Annotated in this window: 18 protein-coding genes; 9 read left to right on the top strand and 9 right to left on the bottom strand. The window is 66.0% G+C overall.

The window, feature by feature from the left end; genetic code table 11:
- Window positions 1–78 precede the first annotated feature (78 nt).
- Window positions 79–603 (bottom strand): MarR family winged helix-turn-helix transcriptional regulator, encoded by a 525-nt coding sequence (locus PMN64_RS06360; protein ID WP_028338998.1) that lies wholly within the window; start codon window positions 601–603, stop codon window positions 79–81.
- A gap of 130 nt (window positions 604–733) precedes the next feature.
- Between PMN64_RS06360 and gstA the strand changes: the two genes are divergently transcribed.
- Both gstA and PMN64_RS06350 read left to right on the top strand, forming a co-directional pair.
- Window positions 734–1,351, top strand: a complete 618-nt coding sequence (gene gstA / locus PMN64_RS06355) for a glutathione transferase GstA (protein ID WP_028338999.1) — start codon at window positions 734–736, stop codon at window positions 1,349–1,351.
- A 234-nt stretch (window positions 1,352–1,585) separates the two neighbouring features.
- Window positions 1,586–1,894, top strand: a complete 309-nt coding sequence (locus PMN64_RS06350) for a hypothetical protein (RefSeq protein WP_244435780.1) — start codon at window positions 1,586–1,588, stop codon at window positions 1,892–1,894.
- Between the two features lie 518 nt (window positions 1,895–2,412).
- Here PMN64_RS06350 and PMN64_RS06345 read toward each other — a convergent pair.
- The 4 genes from PMN64_RS06345 to PMN64_RS06330 all read right to left on the bottom strand — a co-directional run bounded on the left by PMN64_RS06345 (window position 2,413) and on the right by PMN64_RS06330 (window position 8,304).
- Window positions 2,413–4,626, bottom strand: coding sequence for a 3-hydroxyacyl-CoA dehydrogenase NAD-binding domain-containing protein (locus PMN64_RS06345; protein ID WP_411780089.1), 2,214 nt, complete (start codon window positions 4,624–4,626; stop codon window positions 2,413–2,415).
- Between the two features lie 18 nt (window positions 4,627–4,644).
- The gene (locus PMN64_RS06340) at window positions 4,645–5,853 is read right to left on the bottom strand and encodes an acetyl-CoA C-acetyltransferase (protein WP_283065077.1); all 1,209 of its coding nucleotides are present in this window, start codon (window positions 5,851–5,853) and stop codon (window positions 4,645–4,647) included.
- A 138-nt stretch (window positions 5,854–5,991) separates the two neighbouring features.
- Window positions 5,992–7,779, bottom strand: coding sequence for an acyl-CoA dehydrogenase C-terminal domain-containing protein (locus PMN64_RS06335; protein ID WP_411780088.1), 1,788 nt, complete (start codon window positions 7,777–7,779; stop codon window positions 5,992–5,994).
- A 108-nt stretch (window positions 7,780–7,887) separates the two neighbouring features.
- Window positions 7,888–8,304 carry a nuclear transport factor 2 family protein gene (locus PMN64_RS06330; RefSeq protein WP_229191371.1) on the bottom strand — a complete coding sequence of 139 codons (417 nt, stop codon included), beginning with the start codon at window positions 8,302–8,304 and terminating at the stop codon, window positions 7,888–7,890.
- 164 nt (window positions 8,305–8,468) lie between these two features.
- Here PMN64_RS06330 and PMN64_RS06325 point away from each other — a divergent pair, with 164 nt between their 5' ends.
- From PMN64_RS06325 to PMN64_RS06305, 5 genes are all read left to right on the top strand, one after another.
- Entirely contained in the window at window positions 8,469–9,056 is a 588-nt protein-coding gene (locus PMN64_RS06325; RefSeq protein ID WP_411780087.1) for a PadR family transcriptional regulator, read from the top strand.
- A gap of 373 nt (window positions 9,057–9,429) precedes the next feature.
- Window positions 9,430–12,927: a hypothetical protein gene (locus tag PMN64_RS06320; protein WP_411780086.1), complete on the top strand. Its 3,498-nt coding sequence runs from the start codon at window positions 9,430–9,432 to the stop codon at window positions 12,925–12,927.
- 115 nt (window positions 12,928–13,042) lie between these two features.
- Complete coding sequence (locus tag PMN64_RS06315; RefSeq protein WP_411780085.1) at window positions 13,043–13,885, top strand: hypothetical protein; 843 nt, start codon at window positions 13,043–13,045, stop codon at window positions 13,883–13,885.
- 265 nt (window positions 13,886–14,150) lie between these two features.
- The gene (locus tag PMN64_RS06310; RefSeq protein ID WP_028339007.1) at window positions 14,151–15,080 is read left to right on the top strand and encodes a sulfite exporter TauE/SafE family protein; all 930 of its coding nucleotides are present in this window, start codon (window positions 14,151–14,153) and stop codon (window positions 15,078–15,080) included.
- Window positions 15,077–15,859 carry a TIGR02186 family protein gene (locus tag PMN64_RS06305; RefSeq protein WP_411780084.1) on the top strand — a complete coding sequence of 261 codons (783 nt, stop codon included), beginning with the start codon at window positions 15,077–15,079 and terminating at the stop codon, window positions 15,857–15,859. The genes PMN64_RS06310 and PMN64_RS06305 overlap by 4 nt, the downstream gene beginning before the upstream one ends.
- 1 nt (window position 15,860) lies before the next feature.
- Here the strand turns inward: PMN64_RS06305 and PMN64_RS06300 are convergent, their stop codons facing one another.
- On the bottom strand, window positions 15,861–17,171 hold the full coding sequence (locus PMN64_RS06300; protein ID WP_411780083.1) for an aspartate aminotransferase family protein: 1,311 nt from the start codon (window positions 17,169–17,171) through the stop codon (window positions 15,861–15,863).
- Between the two features lie 147 nt (window positions 17,172–17,318).
- Here PMN64_RS06300 and PMN64_RS06295 point away from each other — a divergent pair, with 147 nt between their 5' ends.
- Window positions 17,319–17,810 (top strand): Lrp/AsnC family transcriptional regulator, encoded by a 492-nt coding sequence (locus tag PMN64_RS06295; protein ID WP_411780082.1) that lies wholly within the window; start codon window positions 17,319–17,321, stop codon window positions 17,808–17,810.
- Between the two features lie 14 nt (window positions 17,811–17,824).
- Here the strand turns inward: PMN64_RS06295 and PMN64_RS06290 are convergent, their stop codons facing one another.
- Genes PMN64_RS06290 through PMN64_RS06280 form a run of 3 tightly spaced genes read right to left on the bottom strand, consistent with a single transcriptional unit; the run spans window position 17,825 to window position 20,898 of the window.
- Window positions 17,825–19,156 (bottom strand): NRAMP family divalent metal transporter, encoded by a 1,332-nt coding sequence (locus tag PMN64_RS06290; RefSeq protein ID WP_411780081.1) that lies wholly within the window; start codon window positions 19,154–19,156, stop codon window positions 17,825–17,827.
- Window positions 19,157–19,213: 57 nt separating this feature from the next.
- Window positions 19,214–19,978 carry an MBL fold metallo-hydrolase gene (locus PMN64_RS06285; RefSeq protein ID WP_411780080.1) on the bottom strand — a complete coding sequence of 255 codons (765 nt, stop codon included), beginning with the start codon at window positions 19,976–19,978 and terminating at the stop codon, window positions 19,214–19,216.
- Window positions 19,975–20,898 carry a DMT family transporter gene (locus PMN64_RS06280; protein ID WP_411780079.1) on the bottom strand — a complete coding sequence of 308 codons (924 nt, stop codon included), beginning with the start codon at window positions 20,896–20,898 and terminating at the stop codon, window positions 19,975–19,977. Before PMN64_RS06280 ends, PMN64_RS06285 begins: the two co-directional genes overlap by 4 nt.
- Window positions 20,899–20,996: 98 nt before the next feature.
- On the opposite strand from PMN64_RS06280, the gene PMN64_RS06275 reads away from it, so the two are divergent.
- Complete coding sequence (locus PMN64_RS06275; protein WP_304497488.1) at window positions 20,997–21,860, top strand: LysR family transcriptional regulator; 864 nt, start codon at window positions 20,997–20,999, stop codon at window positions 21,858–21,860.
- The last annotated feature ends 118 nt before the right edge of the window (window positions 21,861–21,978 follow it).

The raw sequence follows: 21,978 nt of genomic DNA, 5'->3' as shown, positions 1-21,978 counted from the left end.
AGGGCGCTTCGATCGAAGGCGCGCGGTGGCAGGGACATCCGCGAGCCACAACGGCCGCGGATGATGGAATCAGCAATATCATCGGGCAGGCACGCCGTCTCGCGCAGGCGCAGCCTTGCTATCAGCCTTGGTCTCGTTCTTGACGTCGCCTTTAGCGTCGCCGCAAGCGCAGCCGAGCCGGTCGAGCAGACCGCACAGCCTGGTCGCGTCGGCGTCGGACAATTTGGAGCCGACATGCTTGTCGATCGCGGCGGAATAGGCGTTCCACATCTTCTTCTGCAGCTCGCGCCCGGCCTCGGTGATCTCGACGAACTGGCCGCGCTTGTCGATCTTGCATTCGCGCCGGGCGGCGAGCCCCTCGTCGACCAGCTTGTCGATCAGCCGCGAGGTCGAATATTGCGGGATCAGCATCTGGCGCTCGAGCTCGACCGGGCGCAGTTCGCCCGACGGCGCGCGCGACAGCTCGAGCAAGGCGTCATACCAGGCGAGCGGCGGAAAACCGGCCTTCTTCAAGTCCTGCTCGACGCAGTCCAGCACCCGGCTCGGCACCCGCATCAGGCGGATCCAGGCGGCCGTCGCCTCGCTCGATAGCTTGCGTTTCATGGTCTAGCCCAAAAGGTCCCGGAACCGAGTGTACCGCACTGAATGCATCTGCATCAATCTTGACTATTTCATGCAGGCGCATGTAGGCAATCCCTCTCCGGACGCCAAGAACAAGGGAAGGAATACCCCTATGAAGCTTTATTACACCCCTGGTGCCTGCTCCCTCTCCCCCCATATCGCCCTGCTCGAGGCCGGGCTCCCCTACGACCTGGTCAAGGTCGACCTGCGCGCCAAGAAGCTCGAAAACGGCGACGATTTCCTCCAGGTGAACCCTAAGGGCCAGGTGCCGGCGCTGGCGCTGGATACCGGCGAGATGGTCACCGAGGGCCCGATCATCATCCAGATGATCGCCGACAAGGCCGCCGACAAGAAGCTGGCGCCGGCGAGGGACTCCAACGAGCGCTACAAGCTGCTCGAATGGCTGAACTACACCACGACCGAGCTGCACAAGAATCTCGGCCCGATGTTCTCGCCCGTGCTCGCCGACGACGCCAAGGCGTTCTTCAAGGACCGCGCCATGGGCAAGTTCAAGTATGTCGAGAGCCAGCTCGCCGGACGCGACTATCTGATGGGCAACCAGTTCACGGTCGCCGACGGCTACCTCTTCACCATGATCATGTGGGCGCAGGACCGGCTCGGCTTCGATCTCTCCGGCCTGCCGAACGTGACCGCCTACAAGGCCCGCGTCGCGGCGCGCCCGAAGGTGCAGGAGGCGATGAAGAAGGAAGGCCTGCTCAAGGCGGCCTGAGCTCGCTCACCACAACCGCGATAGAGCCGGGTCGATCGATCCGGCTCTTTTTTGTTGTGGATTCGCCGATCCCCTTTCTCGACACCGGAGGCGGAAAGTCTCAATTTAACCTGCATTATAGCGATTAATACTAAGCCGGTGTAGTTCCGGCTGAGGGCGTGGCCGTCCTTGTTCGAGCGATCCAACTGACCGACTATGACCTGCGGCGCCCTCCGCTCCAACTGGTCTAAAAATGTGACGATCGCCTTTACCCTTTTATTGACCAGCACCCTGGTTGGGCTGGCAACCAGTTTGTACTTTCGGGTTTGGACATTGATGCTGGAGTCGCCGCTGATCGCGGTGCTCGCGGCGATCGTGCTCCAATCCGACGGCTTTTCCTTTGCCACCGGCGCTCCGATCGTCGTCGCCTGCCTCGCCTTCAACCAGTTCGCCTATCTCGCCGGCGCCTTGCTCTCGCCGGGGACCGACGGCTCAATGGCTGAAGAAATTGACGGCCTGCCAGACCGCCGCGGCGAGCACAATATCCGCGGCCAGAACGAGTAGCGCGAGGCCGGTCCATGACGGGCCCTTGCCCCGCAAACGCAGCGGCTTCCACCGCCGCGACGGCGGCAACGAAGGCAACGGATCCTTCGCCACGACCTCCGCGGCATTTTCCCTGAGCGCAGAACTCATCGCACGACACCCTCACGCTGATCGTCGCCCCGGCGATCGACCAGCAAGAGTGATGCCAGCAGCGTGGTGCCAGTGGGGAACGAGCGTGGCGGGACTTTGACCGGCATGACCGTCGCACAACAGGATCAAGTCGGATCGATGACTGTACCTCAGGTCGCAGCAGCGGACTCCGCATCACCTCGCCCCGCGTGCGGGGAGAGGTCGGATTGCATCGACAGATGCAATCCGGGTGAGGGGGAGTCGCCGCGAACTCGCTGCATCTAACTCGCGGAGATGGCCCCTCACCCCAACCCTCTAAGAGCGAGCTTCGCTCGTCTCGACCCCGTAAGAACGGGGAGAGGGAGCGGAGAGACCTCGCCATCTCATCGCGATTTTGAAAGGCGGCGACTTTACGCCGCCTGCTTCTTCGGCGGGAAGCGGCCGTAGAAGGTTTCGCCCTTGGCGGCCATCTCCTCGAGCAGCTTCGGCGGCGCGAAGCGCGAGCCGTACTTCTTCTCGAAGCTGTGGCAGAGCGCGACGAAGTTCTTGGTGCCCATGAAGTCGATGTAGGACAGCGCACCGCCGGTGAACGGCGCGAAGCCGAAGCCGAGGATCGAGCCGACATCGGCCTCGCGCACGTCGGTGATGACGTGATCCTCGACGGTGCGCGCGGCCTCCACCGCCTGCACCACCAGGAAGCGCTGCTTCAATTCCTCGACGCTGAGTGTGTCGGGATCGAGTCGCTTCGGCTGCAGATTGGCGAGCCCCGGCCACAGGCTCTTCTGGCCCTTGCCCTTCTCGGGATAGTCGTAGAAGCCCTTGCTGTTCTTGCGGCCGAAGCGGCCCTGCTTCTCGACCATCTCGACCATCAGCTTCTTCTGCGCCTGGTCGATCGCGTTGGGGCCGAGATCGGCCTCGGTCGCCTTGGTGATCTTCAGGCCGAGATCGAGCGCGACCTCATCCTGCAGCGACAGCGGCCCGACCGGCATGCCGGCCATCTTGGCGGTGTTCTCGATCATCGCCGGCGGCACGCCTTCGAGCAGCATCTCGTTGCCCTCGGAGATGTAGCGCATCACGCAACGGTTGGCGAAGAAGCCACGGGAGTCGTTCACCACGATGGGCGTCTTGCCGATCGCGCGCACATAGTCGAGTGCGGTCGCCAGCGCGACGTCGCCGGTGTTCTTGCCGAGGATGATCTCGACCAGCATCATCTTCTCGACCGGCGAGAAGAAGTGGATGCCGATGAACTTGCCCTGGTCCTTGAACTCCTCGGCCAGCGAATTGATCGGCAAGGTCGAGGTGTTGGACGCGAAGATGGCGCCCGGCTTGAGCAGCGGCTGCGCCTTGGCATAGGTGTCGGCCTTGACCTTGCGGTCCTCGAACACGGCCTCGATGACGAGGTCGCAGTCTGCGATCACGTTGTAGTCGGCCGTTGTCGAAATCCGCGCCAGGATGGCGTCGGCCGCGTCCTGCTTCATCCGCCCCTTGGCTATCAGGCCGTCAACCACGGTCTTGGCGTGGCCCTTGCCCTTGTCGGCGCTCTCCTGGTCGCGATCGACCAGCACGACGTCGATGCCGGCCTGCGCCGAGACATAGCCGACGCTGGCGCCCATGAAGCCGGCGCCGATCACGGCGAGCTTCTTGACCTTGGTCGGCGGCACGCCCGCCGGGCGGCGCGCCCCCTTGTTCAATTCCTGCATCGACAGGAACAGCGAGCGGATCATCGCCGCGGCTTCCTTCGAGCGCAGCACCTTGGTGAAGTAGCGCGACTCGACCCGCAGCGCAGCGTCGATCGGCAGCTGCAGGCCTTCATAGACGCAGCTCATGATGGCGCGCGCGGCCGGATAATTGTCGCAGGTCTCGCGCCGATAGATCGCGTTGCCGGCCGGGAACATCTGCATGCCCATCTTGGAGAAGACGGGACCGCCGGGCAGCTTGAAGCCCTTCTCGTCCCACGGCGCGACCGCCTTGCCGCCGCCCTTGATCCAGTCCTTGGCGGCCTTGATCAGGTCTGTCGCGGGCACCACGGCGTGAATCAGGTTGAGTGCCTTGGCGCGGGTGAGATTGACCGCCTCACCCTTGAGCAGCAATTGCATCGCGTCCGCCGGCTGCACAAGACGCGGCACGCGCTGGGTGCCGCCGGCGCCGGGGAACAGGCCGACCTTGATCTCGGGCAGGCCGAGCCGGGTCTTCGGGTTCTCGGCCGCGACGCGGTAGTGGCAGGCCAACGTGATCTCGAAGCCGCCGCCGAGCGCAAGGCCGTTGATCGCGGCGACCCACGGCTTGCCCGAGGTCTCGATCGCGCGGAACGATTGCGACATCCGGCGGCTCTGCTCGAACAGCATCTGGTTCGCCGCCTCCTCGCCCTTCTGCTGGAAAAGCTGCGCGTAGCTGCGGTTCATGCCCTCGAGCATCGAGAGGTCGGCGCCGGCGCAGAACGCCTCCTTGGCCGAGGTGACCACGACGCCCTTGATCGCGGCATCGTCGGTCGTCTGCTTGATGATCTCGTCGATTTCCTGGGTCGAAAGCTCGTCGAACACGTTCATCGAACGATTCGGGATGTCCCAGGTGACGAGCGCAATGCCGTCGGCGTCGACGTCGAACTTGAAATTCTTGTAAGCCATGTTGCTCGCTCCCTCGCCTCAGACGCGCTCGATGATGGTGGCGGTGCCCATGCCGCCGCCGATGCACAGCGTCACCAGGGCGGTTTCCTTGTTGGTGCGCTCGAGCTCGTCGAGCACGGTGCCGAGGATCATCGCGCCGGTCGCCCCTAACGGATGGCCGAGCGCGATCGCGCCGCCATTGACGTTGATCTTGGCGTTATCGATGTCGAACGCCTGGATGTAGCGCAGCACCACCGAGGCGAAGGCCTCGTTGAGCTCGAACAGGTCGATGTCCGACTTCTTCATGCCGGAGCGCTCGAACAGCTTCTCGGTGACGTCGACCGGGCCGGTCAGCATCATCGCTGGCTCCGAGCCGATATTGGCGAACGCGCGGATTTTCGCCCGCGGCTTCAACCCGTGCTTGGCGCCCGCCTCCTTGCTGCCGAGCAGCACGGCGCCGGCGCCGTCGACGATGCCGGAGGAATTGCCGGCGTGATGCACGTAATTGACCTTCTCGACCTCGGGATGCGACTGGATCGCCACCGCGTCGAAGCCGGCCATCGCCGCCATCGCCGCGAATGACGGCTGCAGCTGCGCCAGCGACTGCATCGTCGTGGTCGGGCGCATGTGCTCGTCCTTGGCGAGGATGGTCAGGCCGTTGACGTCCTTGACCGGCACCACCGACTTGCCGAAGCGGCCCTCGTCCCAGGCCTTGGCCGCGCGCTGCTGGCTCTGCACCGCGTAGGCGTCGACATCATCGCGCGAAAAGCCGTATTTGGTCGCGATCAGATCGGCCGAGATGCCCTGCGGCATGAAATAGGCCGGCACCGCCATCGAGGGATCCATCGGCCAGGCGCCGCCGGAGGCGCCGATGCCGACACGGCTCATCGATTCCGCGCCGCCACCGATCACGAGCTCATGCTGACCGCTCATGATCTGGGCTGCGGCGAAGTTCACGGCGTCGAGGCCGGAGGCGCAGAAGCGGCTGATCTGCACGCCCGGCACCTTCTCGCCGAGGCCGGCGTTCAGCGCCGCGAAACGGGCGATGTCGGAGCCGGCCTCGCCGACCGGATCGACCACGCCGAGCACGACGTCGTCGACGGAATCCTCGGGAAGATTGTTGCGCTCCTTGAGCGACTTCAGCGGCACCGTGGCGAGCGCCAGCGCGGTGACCTCGTGCAACGCGCCGTCGGCCTTGCCGCGGCCGCGCGGGGTACGAACGTGATCGTAGATGTATGCCTCAGGCATGACGCCCTCCTTGATATGAGGATCATAATATATACGGAAGAACCCGCCGCCGCAGCGATGCGGCGGCAATTTTTCAAGGCTTTCTTGTTTGACGCGTTTTCTTCACGCGAACCGGTCTCCACTTCGCTGGAAAACGCTTCAGAACGCTTCCGCGGCCAATTCCATCGTGGTGGCGCTGCCGCTCTGGATCCGGGCCAGATGCACGGCGGTCTCCGGCAGCAGCTTCTCCATGAAGAAGCGGCCGGTCACGAGCTTGGTGTTGAGGTACGGCGTGGTGCCGGCGGCGGCCTTGTCCTGCGCCACCTTGGCCATCTTCGCCCACATGTAGCCGAGCGCGACGAGGCCGAACAATTTCATATAGTCGGTCGCCGCGGCGCCGGCATTGTCGGGCTTGGTCAGCGCGTTCTGCATCAGCCAGCCGGTGGCCTGCTGCAGATGACCGAGCGCGGTGGAGAGCGGGGTGATGAACGGCTTCATCGCCTCGTCGGCGCCATGCTCCTTGGCGAAAGCGCCGACCTCGCCGAAGAACGCCATCGCGGCACGGCCGCCGTCGCGCGGCAGCTTGCGGCCGACCAGGTCGAGTGCCTGGATGCCGTTGGCGCCCTCGTAGATCATCGCGATGCGGGCATCGCGCACGAACTGCTCCATGCCGTGCTCGGCGATATAGCCGTGACCGCCGAACATCTGCTGCGCCGAGACCGTGTTGGCGAACCCGGTGTCGGTCAGGACGCCCTTCAGCACCGGCGTCATCAGGCCCATGTGATCGTCGGCGGCCTGGCGATCCCCGGCGTCGTTGGAGCGGTGCGCGACGTCGCTCTTCAGCGCGGTCCATACCACCATGGCGCGTGCCGCCTCGTTGAAGGCGCGGATGGTGAGCAGCGTGCGGCGCACGTCGGGGTGCACGATGATCGGATCGGCCGGCTTCTCGGGCTCCTTCACGCCGGTCAGCGAGCGGCCCTGCAGGCGCTCGCGCGCATAGGCGACCGCGTTCTGATAGGCGACCTCGGACTGCGCGAGGCCCTGCACGGCGACGCCGAGGCGAGCCTCGTTCATCATCACGAACATGCCCTGCATGCCCTTGTTCTCTTCGCCGATCAGCCAGCCGGTGGCGTTGTCGTAGTTCATCACACAGGTGGAATTGCCGTGGATGCCCATCTTGTGCTCGATCGAGCCGCAGCTGACGCCGTTGCGCTGCCCGAGCGAGCCGTCGGCATTGACCAGCACCTTCGGCACCACGAACAGCGAGACGCCCTTGATGCCGGCCGGCGCGCCTTCGATGCGCGCCAGCACGAGATGGATGATGTTCTCCGTGAGGTCGTGCTCGCCGGCGGAGATGAAGATCTTGGTGCCCGTGATCCTGAAGCTGCCGTCGGCCTGGCGCACCGCCTTGGTGCGGAGCAGGCCGAGATCGGTGCCGCATTGCGGCTCGGTCAGGTTCATGGTGCCGGTCCACTCGCCGGCAATCATCTTCGGCACATAGGTCTTCTTCTGCTCGGGCGTGCCGTGCACCAGCAGCGCCGCGGTCGCGCCCATGGTCAGGCCGCCATACATCGAGAACGCCATGTTGGCCGAGATCTGGAATTCGTTGACCGCCTGCGAGAGCGTCACCGGCAGGCCCTGGCCGCCAAATTCCGTCGGCGCCGAGAGGCCGAGCCAGCCGCCCTCGGCGACCTGCTTGAAGGCGTCCTTGAAGCCCTTCGGCGTGGTGACGCTGCCGTCGTCATTGCGCTTGCAGCCTTCGAGATCGCCTGTGCGATTGATCGGCTGCAGTACCTCTTCGCTGAGCTTGGCGGCCTCGCCGAGGATCGCCTCGCGCACATCGGCCGACGCATCGGTGAAGCCGGGAAGATTGCCGTAGCGGTCGATCTGGAAAACGTCGTTGAGCAGGAAGCTGACGTCTTCGACGGGGGCTTTGTAGGTTGGCATGCTGGTCTCCCGGCTGGCACGTGGCCGCATGTGCGACGGACGCTGCGCAGCGTGTCCTTGGGTTTGTTGGAGCGGACCTTATCCGGTTCCGGAGGTCCGCGGCAGATGCTATCGCGACTGTGATTGCGACGTTGCGCCGCTTTGCTTCATCAACTCCTCGCCCATCATCCGATGCAGCAGGTTGATCGCCTTGAGCGGACGCACCATCACCTTGAAATGCGTGATCCGGCCGTCACCATCGAATGTGATGATGTCGACGCCGTTGAGCTTGATGCCGTCGATCTCGTTCTCGAATTCGAGCACCGCGCCGGTGTCATTGCGCCACTCGCCGAGATACTTGAAGGTCGGACCGCCGAGCACCTTGGCGGCGCTGGTGAGATATTTGAAAGTGATGTCGCGGCCGCGCTGCGGCGTGTGCACGACCGGGCTTTCGAACACCGCGTCGGGATGCAGCAGATCCCACAGAGCGGCGGTGTCGTGGGACTTCATGTAGGCGTACCACTTGTCGAGGCCCGGCTTGCTCATTCGGACGTCTCCTGCGGCGGGGTTTAAGAAAAGCCTGAACCACCGGCGCGCGCGACAGGGCGGCACGCCGATCACCATATGCATATTGACGCATATGCACAGTAACGCATAAAGTCAAGCGAACTTCAGAATGGCCTTTTGGGGAACTGAGATGGAGGTGGGCGTTGGCACTCGGTGACGCAATCCTCGCATGCCTCACGGAACGTCCGATGACGGGCTATGAGCTCGCCAAGACGTTCGACGCCTCGATCGGCTTCTTCTGGAAGGCCGACCATCAGCAGATCTACCGCGAGCTCTCGCGGCTGCGCGACAAGGGTCACGTCCAGGGCCGCGAGGTGGTGCAGTCCGGCAAGCCGAACAAGCTGGTCTACACGCTGACGGCCGAGGGCCGCGCGGCGCTGAAGCACTGGGCGGCGCGGCCGAGCGTTCCGCCCTCGATCAAGGACGACCTCTTGGTCCGGCTCTATGCGCTCGACTGCGTCGACATCGAGCCGCTGCGCACCGACCTGATGGCGCGGCTGGAGCATCACCGCGACCGCTATGAGCGCTACGAGCGCCTGCTCAACAAGCGCTTTCCCGACGGCACCGCGCCGCCGGCCGATGTCGGCAAGATGCTCAGCCTGCGCCTCGGCATGCGCCATGAGCGCATGGTGGTGGAATGGTGCGAGGAGGCGCTCGACGCGCTGTCGGCGATGTCCGGCCGCAGCAACGTCTTGCCGCTCGACGACGGCAAGCGCGAGAGCAACGGCTAGAAACAAATCTCCGACCTCCCCTTGAAAGGGGGAGGTCGCTTTGCTCGCAGAGCAAGCGGGTGGGGATCATCTCTCTCCACACGCAGCAGTGTGTGCGGCACCCCCCCATCCCGACCTTCCCCCTTTCAGGGGGAAGGAGAAGTTCGGCGGCAACGCAAGTCGCCGTCGCTGTCCTGATCCGGCGCAACAGGTTCCCGGATTCCCTAACTTTAGAGCCCGTCGGCCGCATTCCTTAACCCGTTATTTACCGTGACGGGAAAAAGTCAGCAGCTGAGGCAGACGCCCAGCGCAGAATTCGATTGTCTCTTAACGGGAATGCGCGGGGAGGCTGCGGGCGCAGGGTGTAGCGCCGGAGTCGGGACCGGACGGAATCATGAATTCGCGCGTATCGTGGAGTGTTGACGGCATCGATCCCTCCGTCCGCGAAAGGGCCGAGGCGGCTGCGCGCCGCGCCGGCATGTCGCTGAACGACTGGCTCAACTCCACCGTCGGCGAACCGAGCCCGCCGGATTGGCGCATGGAGCAGCGGCAGCCGATGCCGAGCCGGGAAAGCCGCGAGGTCGCCGATATCCACCAGCGGCTCGATGCCATCACCCGCCAGATCGAACAAATTGCAAAGCCGGTGACGCGCGCCGAAGCGGTGCGCGCCGAAGTGCCGCGCGGCCAGCCCGCCGTCGCACGACAGCTGAACGACGCGATTTCGCGCCTCGATGCCCGGCTGTCGCAAATTTCGCGGCCGCAGCCGATGCGTGAATCGCAGATGCAACGTGAGTCGCAGATGCATGACCGGCAACTGGAGGAGCGGCTGCGTCAGGCGGAGGCGGTCGAGCGCGCCGCGGCCCAGGTCTATCGCCCCTCGCCGCCGCTGAGCCCGGCCTCGTTCGATTCCGCGATCGCGGAGATCGCCGCGCGCCAGAACGAGCTCGATGTATCAGCACAACGGCAAATGCCGCCGCGCAGCGCGCCGCCGATGCCCGCCTATGCGCCGCCGCCGGCCGGGCCCGACTTCTCCTCGCTCGAGCGTCATCTGCTCAAGATCACGAGCCAGATCGAGGCGCTGCAGCGGCCCGACCATATTGAGCAGTCGATCGCGGCCTTCCGCGGCGAGCTTGCGGAAATCCGCCAGGCGATCACCGAGGCGATGCCGCGCCGGGCGATCGAGTCGATCGAGAACGAGATCCGCTCGCTGCATCACCGGATCGACGAGATCCGCCAGGAGGGCCGCAACGGCCAGGGCCAGGCGATCGCCGGCATCGAACGCGCGCTGTCGGAAATCCGCGAGGCGCTGCGCACGCTGACGCCCGCCGAGCAGCTCACCGGCTACGACGAGGCGATCCGCAATCTCGGCGCCAAGCTCGACATGATCCTGCGCGCCAACGACGATCCGTCGACGGTGCATCAGCTCGAGAGCGCGATCGCCGCGCTGCGCGCCATCGTCTCCAACGTCGCCTCCAACGACGCGCTGCTCCAGCTCTCCGGGGACGTGCATGCGCTGGCCGCGAAGGTCGACCAGCTGTCGCAGATGTCGCGCGCCGAGACCTATGGCGATGCCTTCGCCGGGATCGAGCAGCGCATTGCCGCATTGGCCTCGACGCTGGAGGCCCGCGAGCGGCCGGCCGGCTATGACAACACCGATGCCATCGAAGGCGCGCTGCGCTCGCTGTCGGAGCGGATCGACCGCCTGCAGGTCGGCAACGACAGTTCGTCGGCATTCACCCATCTCGAGCAGCGCGTCTCCTATCTGCTCGAGCGCCTGGAGTCCGCCGACCAGCGCTCCGGCAATCTCGGCCGGGTCGAGGAAGGGCTGCATGACATCATGCGGCACCTCGAGGCGCAGCACGCCCACATCGCCTCGCTCGCCGACGCCGCCCGCAACGTCAGCTCCTCGCCGCAGTCGATGATGGACAGCGGCATCGTCGACATGGTGAAGCGCGAGCTGTCCGACATCCGCTTCAGCCAGTCGGAGACCGACCGCCGCACCCAGGACTCGCTGGAGACCGTTCACAACACGCTCGGCCATGTCGTCGATCGTCTCGCGATGATCGAGAACGATCTGCGTACGGTGCGCACCGCGCCGCCAGCTCCCGCGCCGGCCGAATCGCGGATGGAAGCTCCGCGGATGGAGATGCCGCGCGCGGCGATGTCGCAGCCGGTCGCGCAGCCCAAAGCTGAAGCGTACAAGCCTGAATCGTACAGGCCCGAACTGCCCAATCCTGCGCTGGCGCAGGAGCACTTCATGTCCGCGCCGCGCGAATTCCATGCCGCGCAGCCGGTCGAGAGCGCGCCACCGCCGCCGCTGCCGCCGCGCGCGATCAGCGAGATCCTCGAGCCGCATGCGGCGTCCGCACGCGCCGCGATCGCACCGGAACTGCCGCCGGATCATCCGCTCGAACCGGGCACACGCCCCTCCGGCCGCGTCGCTTCGCCGTCGGAGCGGATCGCGGATTCCGAGCGCGCGATCAGCGACCTTCCCGCCGGCAAGAAGGAGCCGGTCTCGACATCGAGCTTCATCGCCGCCGCGCGCCGCGCCGCGCAGGCCGCTGCCGCGCAACCCGTCAACGAGAAGGCGGCGCGCGCCGCGAGCAAGGCTGCAGCCAAGGCCAAGGAGAAGGCCGACAAGGCCGCGAAGGCGGTTGCCGCCAAGGCCGGCACGGCCGCGGCCGGCGCGACGGCGACTGGCGCGCCGGAGGCACAGCCTTCGACCATCACCTCCAAGATCCGTTCGCTGCTGGTCGGCGCGAGCGTGGTCGTGATCCTGCTCTCGACCGCCAAGATGGCGATGAACCTGCTCGACACCAGCTCCGCGCCGCAGATGCCGGCGATCGAGCACAGCGAGCCGGCCACGCAGCCGCCTGCCGAGAATTCCGCAGCCCCCGCACCGGCTGCGCCGTCCGGCGTGGGCGGGCCGTCAGTGCCGGGGCCATCGATGACCTCGCCAACCCCGCTCGGCCGCCAGTCCAACAACACTCCGGCGCCGAACACGCTCGACAGCGCGCAGGTGACGATTCCACCGGCAACCGCGCCCGCACCCGCCGCCGCGCCTGAGCCGGCTGCGACGCCAACAGCCGCCGCCAATGACGTCACCGGCACGATTCCGACCGCACCGCCGCTCGGCGGCAAGCTCGCCATGGTCCAGATCCCGGCGGGCGAGAAGCTGCCCGATGCAATCGGCGGTCCGGCGCTGCGCACCGCCGCGATCAAGGGCGATGCGGCCGCGGCCTATGAAGTCGGCGTCCGCTTTGCCGAGGGCAAGGGCGTGACCGCCAATGTCGACGAAGCCGCCAAATGGTATGCCCGCGCGGCGCAGGCCGGCGTGGTGCCCGCGATGTTCCGGCTCGGCACCTTCTACGAGAAGGGCCTCAGCGTGAAGCGCGACTTCGATGTGGCGCGACGCTACTATGTGCAGGCCGCCGAGCGCGGCAACGCCAAGGCGATGCACAATCTCGCCGTGCTCGACGCCGATGGCGGCGGCAAGGGCGCCGACTACAAGAGCGCCGCACAGTGGTTCCGCAAGGCGGCCGATCGCGGCGTTGCCGACAGCCAGGTCAATCTCGGCATCCTCTATGCCCGCGGTATCGGTGTCGAACAGAACCTCGCCGAGTCCTTCAAGTGGTTCAGCCTCGCGGCCGCGCAGGGCGACGCCGACGCCGGCCACAAGCGCGACGATATTGCCAAGCGGCTCGACCCGCAGTCGCTGGCCGCCGCGAAGCTGGCGATCCAGACCTTCACCGCCGAGCCGCAGCCGAGCGATGCGGTCAACGTGCCGGCCCCCGCCGGCGGCTGGGACGGCGCTGCCGCGCAGCCCGCCGCGGCGAAGCCGGTCAAGCAACCCTCGAAGCGGACCGCGGCGCTCGCCGCTCCGGCTCACTAGGTTCGAGACGGCTGCGGCGCCTTGACGGCGCCGCTGTCCTATACCTCCAGCCTTCCGCCGTGTAGACAGTCGCGCAGTTCCGCGCCGTCGGCGCACGCGTTCCGGAGGGTCAGGCTTGTCCGTCGACGATCGCCAGGATGATGGAACGGGCCACCGTTCGTCGCCGACCGGTCCCCGCGTTGCGCCGCCGCGGCAGGCGCCGTCTCCATTTGCCCGGCGCCCCTCGGCCCCGCCTCCGCCGACACCCCAAGGGAACGTGGCGTCGCCGCCCCGCGCGTTCCGGTTCTCGCTCTGGTCCATCATCATCTTCGTGCTGCTGTTGTCGAGCGTCGCCATCCAGGCTTACCGGGACCTGTCGACGCCGGGCGCCTGGGACTTCTGGCGCGAGACCTACATCGCGGCCAGCATGACGTCGGCCGTGATTCCCGACGTCGACATCGACGGATCGGGCCGCGGCCGGCGGGCGCTTGCGATCAGCGGCAAGATCGGCTCAGCCAGCGCGAGCTGGTTCCGCGACCGGCTCAGCGAGGCGCGTCTCGCACCGGGCGACGTCGTGCTGCTGTCGTCGCCGGGCGGCGCGCTGAACCAGGCCGCCATCATGGGCGAGGTCATCCGCACGCGCGGGCTGGTCACCGCGGTCGCCACCGCCGGCGCCTCGGGCAAGCTCCGCCCCGCGTCCTGCGCCAGCGCTTGCGTCCTGGTCTATGCCGGCGGCCAGACCCGCTATGGCATTGCGGGCTCGCGGCTCGGCGTGCATCGCTTCACGACGAGCACGCCCGTCAGCGATCCCCTCGCCGAGGCACAACGCATCCAGGGCATGGTGCTGGGCTACATGACCAAGATGGGCGTCTCTTCCGGGATCGTCGAGGCGATGTCGCAAACCTCCGATATCCGCTGGCTGAACCCGAAGGAAGCGCTCGCGCTGAACCTGATCACCAGGCCTGTCGATCGGCCGTGAGGCGACACGGGCATCATTAATCTGAATTATCAACCACGTCCGCAGACGGCGGCCGAGTGCGGCGAAAAATGCCCCCGGGAGCGGATTCTTTAGTCCCTCCCCCCGCCGATTTCAGTTATGCAAGAACGCGGCAATCGACCCGCGTTCGCCTGCTTCTTGCGCGCCGACCGGATTCGTTCAGCCGGAGAATGCCCGACCAGAACGACATCACGCCGTGATGCGGCCTTGCGCCGATCGCGCGGCGAACCGACAAGAAGCGACGCGCGTGCAGCTCTACCTCCCGATCGCCGACATTCCGGTCAATGTCTTCCTCATCCTGGCGATGGGCGCGGCGGTTGGATTCGTCTCCGGCATGTTCGGGATCGGCGGCGGCTTCCTGATGACGCCGCTGCTGATCTTCGTCGGCATCGCGCCCGCGGTCGCGGTCGCCTCCGTCGCCAGCCACATCGCGGCCTCCTCGTTCTCCGGTGCCATTTCCTATTGGCGCAGGCGCGCGATCGACCCGCTGCTGGCGGCGGTGCTGCTGGTCGGAGGCACGCTCGGCACCACGCTCGGGGTGTGGACCTTCACCTTCCTGCGCTCGCTCGGCCAGCTCGACCTGATGATCGCGCTGTCCTACGTCATCCTGCTGACGACGGTCGGCGGGCTGATGTTCTGGGAAGGCCTGCGCGCGATGCTGCGCGCCCGCGGCGGCCGCCCCGTCACCCTGCGCAAGCCCGGCAGCCATGGCTGGATCCACGGCCTGCCGCTGAAGCTGCGCTTCAAGCGCTCCAAGATCTACCTCTCCGTCATTCCGATCGTCGTGGTCGGGCTCGCGATCGGCTTCATCGGCGCGGTGATGGGGATCGGCGGCGGCTTCATCCTGGTGCCGCTGATGATCTATGTGCTGCGGGTGCCGACCTCGACCGTGATCGGCACCTCGATGGTGCTCACCCTCGTCACCATGGTGTTCGCGACCATGCTGCACGCCGTGACCAACCATCTGGTCGACGCCGTGCTGGCACTGATCCTGATGGTCGGCGGCGTCACCGGCGCGCAGTTCGGCGCCCGCGCCGGCCAGAAGATCCGCGGCGAGCATCTGCGCCTGCTGCTCGGCCTGCTCGTGCTCGCGGTCGGCATCCGCTTTGCGGTCGAGCTGGTGATCCGGCCGCAGGACCTGTTCAGCATCCGCGAAACCGGCGGAGCCCCGCCATGAGGCTGCGCGCGGCGCTTGCGATCATCGGCCTCGCCGCCGCCGGCCTGGCGGCCGCGCCCGCTCATGCCGAGCGGCTGATCGTGTCGGTCTCCAACCACCGCGTCACGGTGACGCCGAACTATTCCGGCGGCGAGCTCGTGCTGTTCGGCTCGGTCGAGAAGGACGACAAGACGCCGGCCAATCGCAACAATTACGACCTCGTCGTCACGGTGTCCGGCCCGCGCGCCGACATGGTCACGCGGCGCAAGGAGCGCAAGTTCGGCATCTGGATCAACACCGACTCGCGCCAGTTCCTGCAGGTGCCGGGCTATCTCGCGCTGTTTTCCAATCGCCCGTTCGACCAGATCGCCTCGCCCGAGGTGCAGCGGCGGCAGCAGCTCGGGCTCAACAACGTGCTGCTGATGCAGCGGGTCGGGCCCGACTATGCCGACGTGGTGCCGAACGACCCGTTCCGCAGCGCCTTCGTGCGGCTGCGTTCCGAGCACGGGCTATACCGTGAGGCGACCTCGGCCGTGACCTTCCTGACGCCGACCCTGTTCCGCACCGGCATCCCGCTGCCGGCGGAGGTGCCGATCGGTACGTATAATGTCGAGATCAAGCTGTTTGCCGACGGCGCGCTGGTGACCAAGGCCGAGACCGCGTTCGAGATCGTCAAGGTCGGCTTCGAGCAATTCGTCGCCACCACCGCGCGGCAGAACGGCTTTGTCTACGGCCTGATCACCGCGTTCATGGCGCTGATGACCGGCTGGATGGCCTCGATCGTGTTCCGCAAGGATTGATTTAGCCAGCCCTGCTTTGCAACGCACCTTCGAACGCGTCGCCGAGGATCGCAAGGCCAAGGTCGATCTCGTCGTCGCTGATCGTCAGCGGCGGGGCGATGCGGAACACGCTGCCCATGCCCGGCAACTGAACGATGTTGGTGCTCAGTCCAAGCTGCATGCAGCGCTGGGAGACACGCGTTCCGAGCGCTTCATCAGGCTCCTTGCTGTAACGGTCGCGCACGATCTCGATGCCCTGCATCAGCCCCCTGCCGCGCACGTCACCGATGCATTCGAACCGGTTCTGAAGTGCGAGGAGCCCATCCCTCAGCCGCGCGCCCGCTATCCTGGCGCGCTCGACCAATCTGTCGCGAAGGATGATCTCGATGACCTTCAGCCCGACCGCGGCCGGCATCGGGTCCGACACGTGCGTCGTGTAGAACAGGAAACCACGTTCATGACACCGCTCTTCGATCTCGGCGGAGGTGATGACCGCAGCCAGAGGCAGGCCGGCACCGAGCGTCTTCGACAAGGTCAGGATGTCAGGCACGGCGCCGTCGCGCTCGAACGCGAACATGGCGCCGGTTCGGCCGAGGCCGGTCTGTGCTTCGTCGACGATCAGCAGCATGCCGCGTGCCCGGCACAGCTCTTTGAGCTCGGCAAGGTAGCCTTCAGGCAGGTCGATCAGCCCGCCGGAGCTGAGGATCGGCTCGGCGATCATGCAGGCGAGCGAGCCGGTCGATTGGCGATCGATCAGATCGAACGCGTAGGCGAGCTCGGCCCGCCAATCGGCCGTGTTGCCGAAGCGCGGGCGATAGGGGTTCGGCGTCGGGATCGCGAGCGAGCCGACCGGCGCGGGACCATAGCCCTTGCGGCCAGCCGAATAGGTCGTTCCGGCCGCACCAGACGTCATTCCGTGCCAGGACTGTGCGAACGCGACGGTCTCGAATCCGCCGGTGGCGAGCTTGGCCATCTTGATCGCCGCTTCGTTCGACTCGCCGCCGGTGCTGAGCAGCATGACGCGATCAAGCCCCGGCGGCAGCAGGCCCGCGAGCTGTTCGGCCAGCGCGACGACCGGGCGCGTCAGCATGCCACTGAAGAGATGGTCGAGCCGTTCGGCATGCTCGCTGATGGTCTGGACGATTTCCGGGTGACCGTGACCGAGCACGGCGCTCATCTGCCCGGACGTGAAATCCAGGATGGCCCGGCCATCGGCATCATAGACGAAGGATCCGGAGGCGCGCTCGATGATGACGGGAGCGAACGTCCCGCCATAGCGAATGAGGTGCCGCCGCGCGCGATCCCAAAAGGACTTGTCGTCATTCCCGGCCATGCCCGCTCCTTGCTGCTCGGTCGCAGCGATAAAAGAACCCTCACACCGCATCTTATGCGCGCGCGAGGGCAATGACATTGCGATTTGAGATGCATTTCATCCCTTCTTCTGCAATCAATTGCGCAAAAGATGGAAAATGCGAAAGAAATGGGAACCGCGATCGTGATTGACGAGATCGACCGAAAAATCCTCGACGTGCTGCAGGTCGAGGGGCGCATCACGAATCTCGAGCTGGCCGAACGGATCGGCCTCTCGTCCGCCCCCTGCATGCGACGCGTTCGCACCCTCGAAGAGGCTGGCGTCATCAATTCCTATGTGGCGCTGGTGGACCCAACGCGTGTTGGACTCGGGTTCGACGTGATCGTCGAGGTCCGTCTCAAGCAACAGAACAGGGAATCCTTCGCGCGCTTCGAGAGGAAGGTGATCGACCTTCCGGAGGTCGTCGAATGTTGCATGATTGCCGGCGATTGGGATTACTCGCTACGGATCGTGTCCTCGGACCTCGCGCGCTATCAATCCTTCATCCTCGACCGCCTCATGCATCCGGACACCGACATCGCGAGCTACCGCACGACGATCATCCTGCGAAAGGTCAAATCGACGACCAAGATCGATAGCTCGCTGTTCGGCGAGGGTTGAGCAGTTCGAACGAGCTACAGCAGGAATCCGATCCCCATCGCGATCACGCTGAGCGCCATCGCGCCGGTCGAGAGCCAGCCGAGCCAGTACAGCCAGCCGCCGACCACAAAGCGGTCCATGACGTCCCGGTGGCGGGCCATGAACATCAGCAGCACCATCACGGGCACCGCGAGCACGCCGTTGACGACCGCACTCCAGTACAGCGCCGCGATCGGATCGATCGGCGTGAAGTTGAGCGCGATGCCGATGCCGCCCGACAGCGCCAGCACCGAATAGAACGCAATCGCCTCCTTCGGCCTGCGCGTCAGCCCAACGGGCCATCGCCGGCCCTCGCCGACCGCATAGGCCGTCGCACCCGCGAGCACCGGGATCGCCAATAGGCCGGTGCCAACGATGCCAAGCGCGAAGATCACCTCGGCAAACGGCCCGGCGATCGGGCGCAGCGCCTCGGCGGCCTGCGCCGAGGTCTGGATGTCGGTCTTGCCGGTGGCATGCAGCGATGCGGCGGCGGTGACGATGATCGACAATGCGATCAGGTTCGAGAATGCCATGCCGGTGATGGTGTCGGCACGGATGCGCGAGAATTCGCGCCGGGCGCCGTAATGCCGCTCGATCAGCGGATGCTTGGTGACATCGACCCGCTGCTCCTCCGCCTCCTGCGAGGCCTGCCAGAAGAACAGATAGGGCGAGATCGTGGTGCCGAGGATCGCAACGATGGTCGTGAAATAGTCCGCGCTCCAGCTGATGCGCGGCAGCAGCACGCCGGCCAGGGCCTCCATCCACGACACCTTGGCAAAGACGAGCGCCGCGACATAGGCGAACAGGCTGAGCGTCAGCCATTTCAGGATCGCGACGTAGCGCCGGTAGTTCATGAAGATCTGCGCGGCCACCGAGGTGACGCCGAACAGCACCACATAGAGAATGGCCGGACCGCCGATCAGGAGCTTTGCTGCATCGGCCATGGCCGAGAGGTCGGCCGCGATGTTGATGGTGTCGGCAATCGACAGCAGCGTCACCACGACGGCGAGCAGCCAGCCTGGATAATGCCGGCATACATTGCCCGCGATGCCGTGCCCGGTGACGCGGCCGACCCGCGCCGAAATCTCCTGGATCGCGCTCATCAGCGGAAACGTCAGCAGCATGGTCCAGCCAATGCCGTAGCCGAGTTGCGCGCCGGCCTGGCTGTAGGTGCCGATCCCCGAAGGGTCGTCGTCGGATGCGCCGGTGATCAGGCCGGGGCCGAGCGTCTTCAGGACGCGGTTGAAACTGAACGGCTGGCGCCGGGGCTTCGCCGCCGGCGCATCGTCATGTTTGTCGTGTGGTGAGATTGTCCCTTGCCGCGTCATGTCCGGTTCCAGCCGTCTGACAACGAGCCGGATACCGGCAAGTTCCTGAGGCGAAACCTACGGCTCGATGACCGTGGCGACGCCGGGTTCGAGGATGCGCAGACGGCGGCCGAAGCCGAGCGTATCGAAGCTCGCGCGCAGGTCGCTCGCGCTCTGCCGGAAATGCGCCCAGCCGTCGGTATGAACCGGCACGATCACCGCGTCCGCAAAGGCGCGTGCGGTTTCGATCGCGTCATTGGTGTCCATGGTGAGATGGAAGGGGCCGCGGGTTTGCGCCGCGCCGGCGAACGGCAGCACCGCGCCGCAGTCGAAGCGCCGCGCGACCTCGGCGACGCCGTCGAACCAGGTGGTGTCGCCGCTGACATAGACCGGACGGCCCGGTTTTGCCGGCTGCAATACGAAGCCGATGACGTCGCCGGACAACGGCTCGATCCCGGCCGGTCCGTGCCGCGCCGGCGCCGCGGTGATGGTGAGCGTCCGGCCGCTTTTCTGCAACTCGGTCGAGGCCCAGGGCGCAAACCCCTCGGCGTTGCCGCCGAGCCGCCCGGCGCCGGCCTCCGTCGTCAGCACGCGCTTCGCGCTTTTAAGGAAATCCCGGCCGGAATGGTCGAGATTGTCGAAATGCTGGTCGTGGCTCAGCAGCACCGCATCGATCGCACCGACATCGCGCGCGCCGAGCGCGGGACCCGTCAATTTCTCCAGTTTAACATGCGGCAGTTGATACTCGCCGGGTGCATCGAAGGTCGGATCGGTGAGCAGGCGGAACCCGTCGATCTCGATCAGGGCGGTTGGGCCTCCGATCAGGGTGATGGTGATGCTCACGTCATACTCCTGCTGGTGGGGGCCGCCGGGCGGGTCACCAGGTAAATGCCGAGCGCGACCGGAACGATCCCGACCAGGTCGCGAAATTCGACATGCTCGCCGAGCACGAGATAGGCGAACAGCATGCCGAGCGGCGGCATCAGGAAGTGATAGGCGCTTGCGGCGGTCGCGCCACACACTTTCAGGAGGTGAAACCAGAGCAGATAGGCAAGGATCGAGCCGCCGAGCACGAGGAAAGTGAAGGCGCCGGCGAGACGCATGCTGGGCACGATGTCGCCAAAGCTGGAGAGGGTGAAGGCGAACGGCATCACCGCAAGGCCGCCGGCGATGTTCTGGATGCCGTTGCCGATCCACAGGCTGCCCTTCGGCGCCAGCAGCTTGAACAGGATAGTGCCGGCCACGATCGAGGCGAGCGAGGCCAGCGTGAACAGGATGCCGTGCGGGCTGTCCGATCCGACCGACATGCGATGCCAGACGATGAAGGCGACGCCGACGATGCCGAGCACGAGACCGATCACCTTGCGCAAGGTCATGCTCTCGCCGAGGAACAGCGCCGCCAGCATGGCGGTGAACACCGGATTGGCTGAGACGATCAGCGCGCCAAGCCCGGCGGAGACCGTCTTCAGGCCGGTATAGCCGAGGCCGAGATAGAGCGCGTTGTTGGCGACGCCGAGCACGGCAAACACCGCCGCATCGCGCCAGGTGAGATCCCATTGGTCGCGGCGCAGCCAGGAGATGGCGAGGATCAGAACCCCGGCGAGCGAAAACCGCGCGGCGAGCAGGATCAGCGGCGGGCAATCGGTGACGCCGATCTTGCCGGCGACGAAGGCGTAGCTCCAGAGCAGGCAGAACAGGGCGATCAGCAGCGGCAGGGTGTTGAAGCGGGCGCGCGGGGCGGCCATCGAGGTTGCGGCGGACATGGGCGAATTCTCCTTCAGCCATGATCTAGGCCAGCGCCTTGATATTTGGAAATTAAATGATAGACTGGCGTGCAGTGGATTTATAAATGGAGGCTGCGATGCTCGACCTGGAGCTGTTACGCAGTTTCGTCTCGGTGATCGATGCCGGCGGCTTCACCCGCGCCGGAGAGCGTGTCCACCGCACGCAGTCGACGGTGAGCCAGCAGATCAAGCGCCTGGAGGAGGATGTCGGCCAGCCGCTGCTGATCCGCAGCGGCAAGGACGTCACCCCGACGGAAGCCGGCGAGCGGCTGCTGACCTACGCGCGGCGGCTATTGTCACTCGCCGAAGAGGCTCGCGACGTGCTCTCGCGGCCCGGCAGCGAAGGCGCGATCCGGATCGGCATCACCGAGGATTTTGCCGCCTATCGGCTGACAAAGCTGCTCGCGACTTTCGCGCGCAGCCATCCCAACTTGCGGCTCGACGTGCGCTCCGGCCAGAGCTTGTTCCTGTACCGCGATCTCGAACGCGGCGATCTCGATCTCGCGCTGATCAAGCGCGCCGCCAATGAGAAGGGCGGCATCGCGGTGTGGCCTGAACGCGTGCACTGGGTCACCAGCAAGAGCCACCCGCGCGATACGACGGCCGGCTCGGTTCCGCTGATCGGTTTCGCCTCGGGCTGTCTCTACCGCGCCCGCGCCATCCATGCGCTGGAGAGCGCCGGCCGCAACTGGCACATGGCCTACACCTCCTCCAGCCTCGCCGGCATCCAGGCCGCGGTCGCCGCGGGCCTCGGGCTCAGCATTTTGTCGGAAATGTCGATCCAGCCCGAGCATCGCGTGCTGACCGCAAGGGACGGCTTTGCGCCGATCGACCGCACCGAGGTCGCCCTCGTCGCCGCCCCCGAAGCCAGCCCGGCGACACTGCGGCTGGCGGACAGGCTCGCGGAGTATTGCGAGAGCGTGCAGGCGAAGGCGGCGTGAAGCAAAGGCTGCGCCGCTGCTCCGCTGTCGTCCCTGCGAAGGCCGGCAACTGTTATGTTGGTTTGGTCTGCAGGTACGGCTTTCGGTCTCGCATCATGGCATTGAGGACCGTGAGCAG

The sequence above is a fragment of the Bradyrhizobium sp. UFLA01-814 genome (assembly GCF_046718885.1).
Classification (GTDB): Bacteria; Pseudomonadota; Alphaproteobacteria; order Rhizobiales; family Xanthobacteraceae; genus Bradyrhizobium; species Bradyrhizobium elkanii.
The sequence above is the reverse complement of the archived record's forward strand: the minus strand, read 5'-3'. Positions and strand labels throughout refer to the sequence as shown.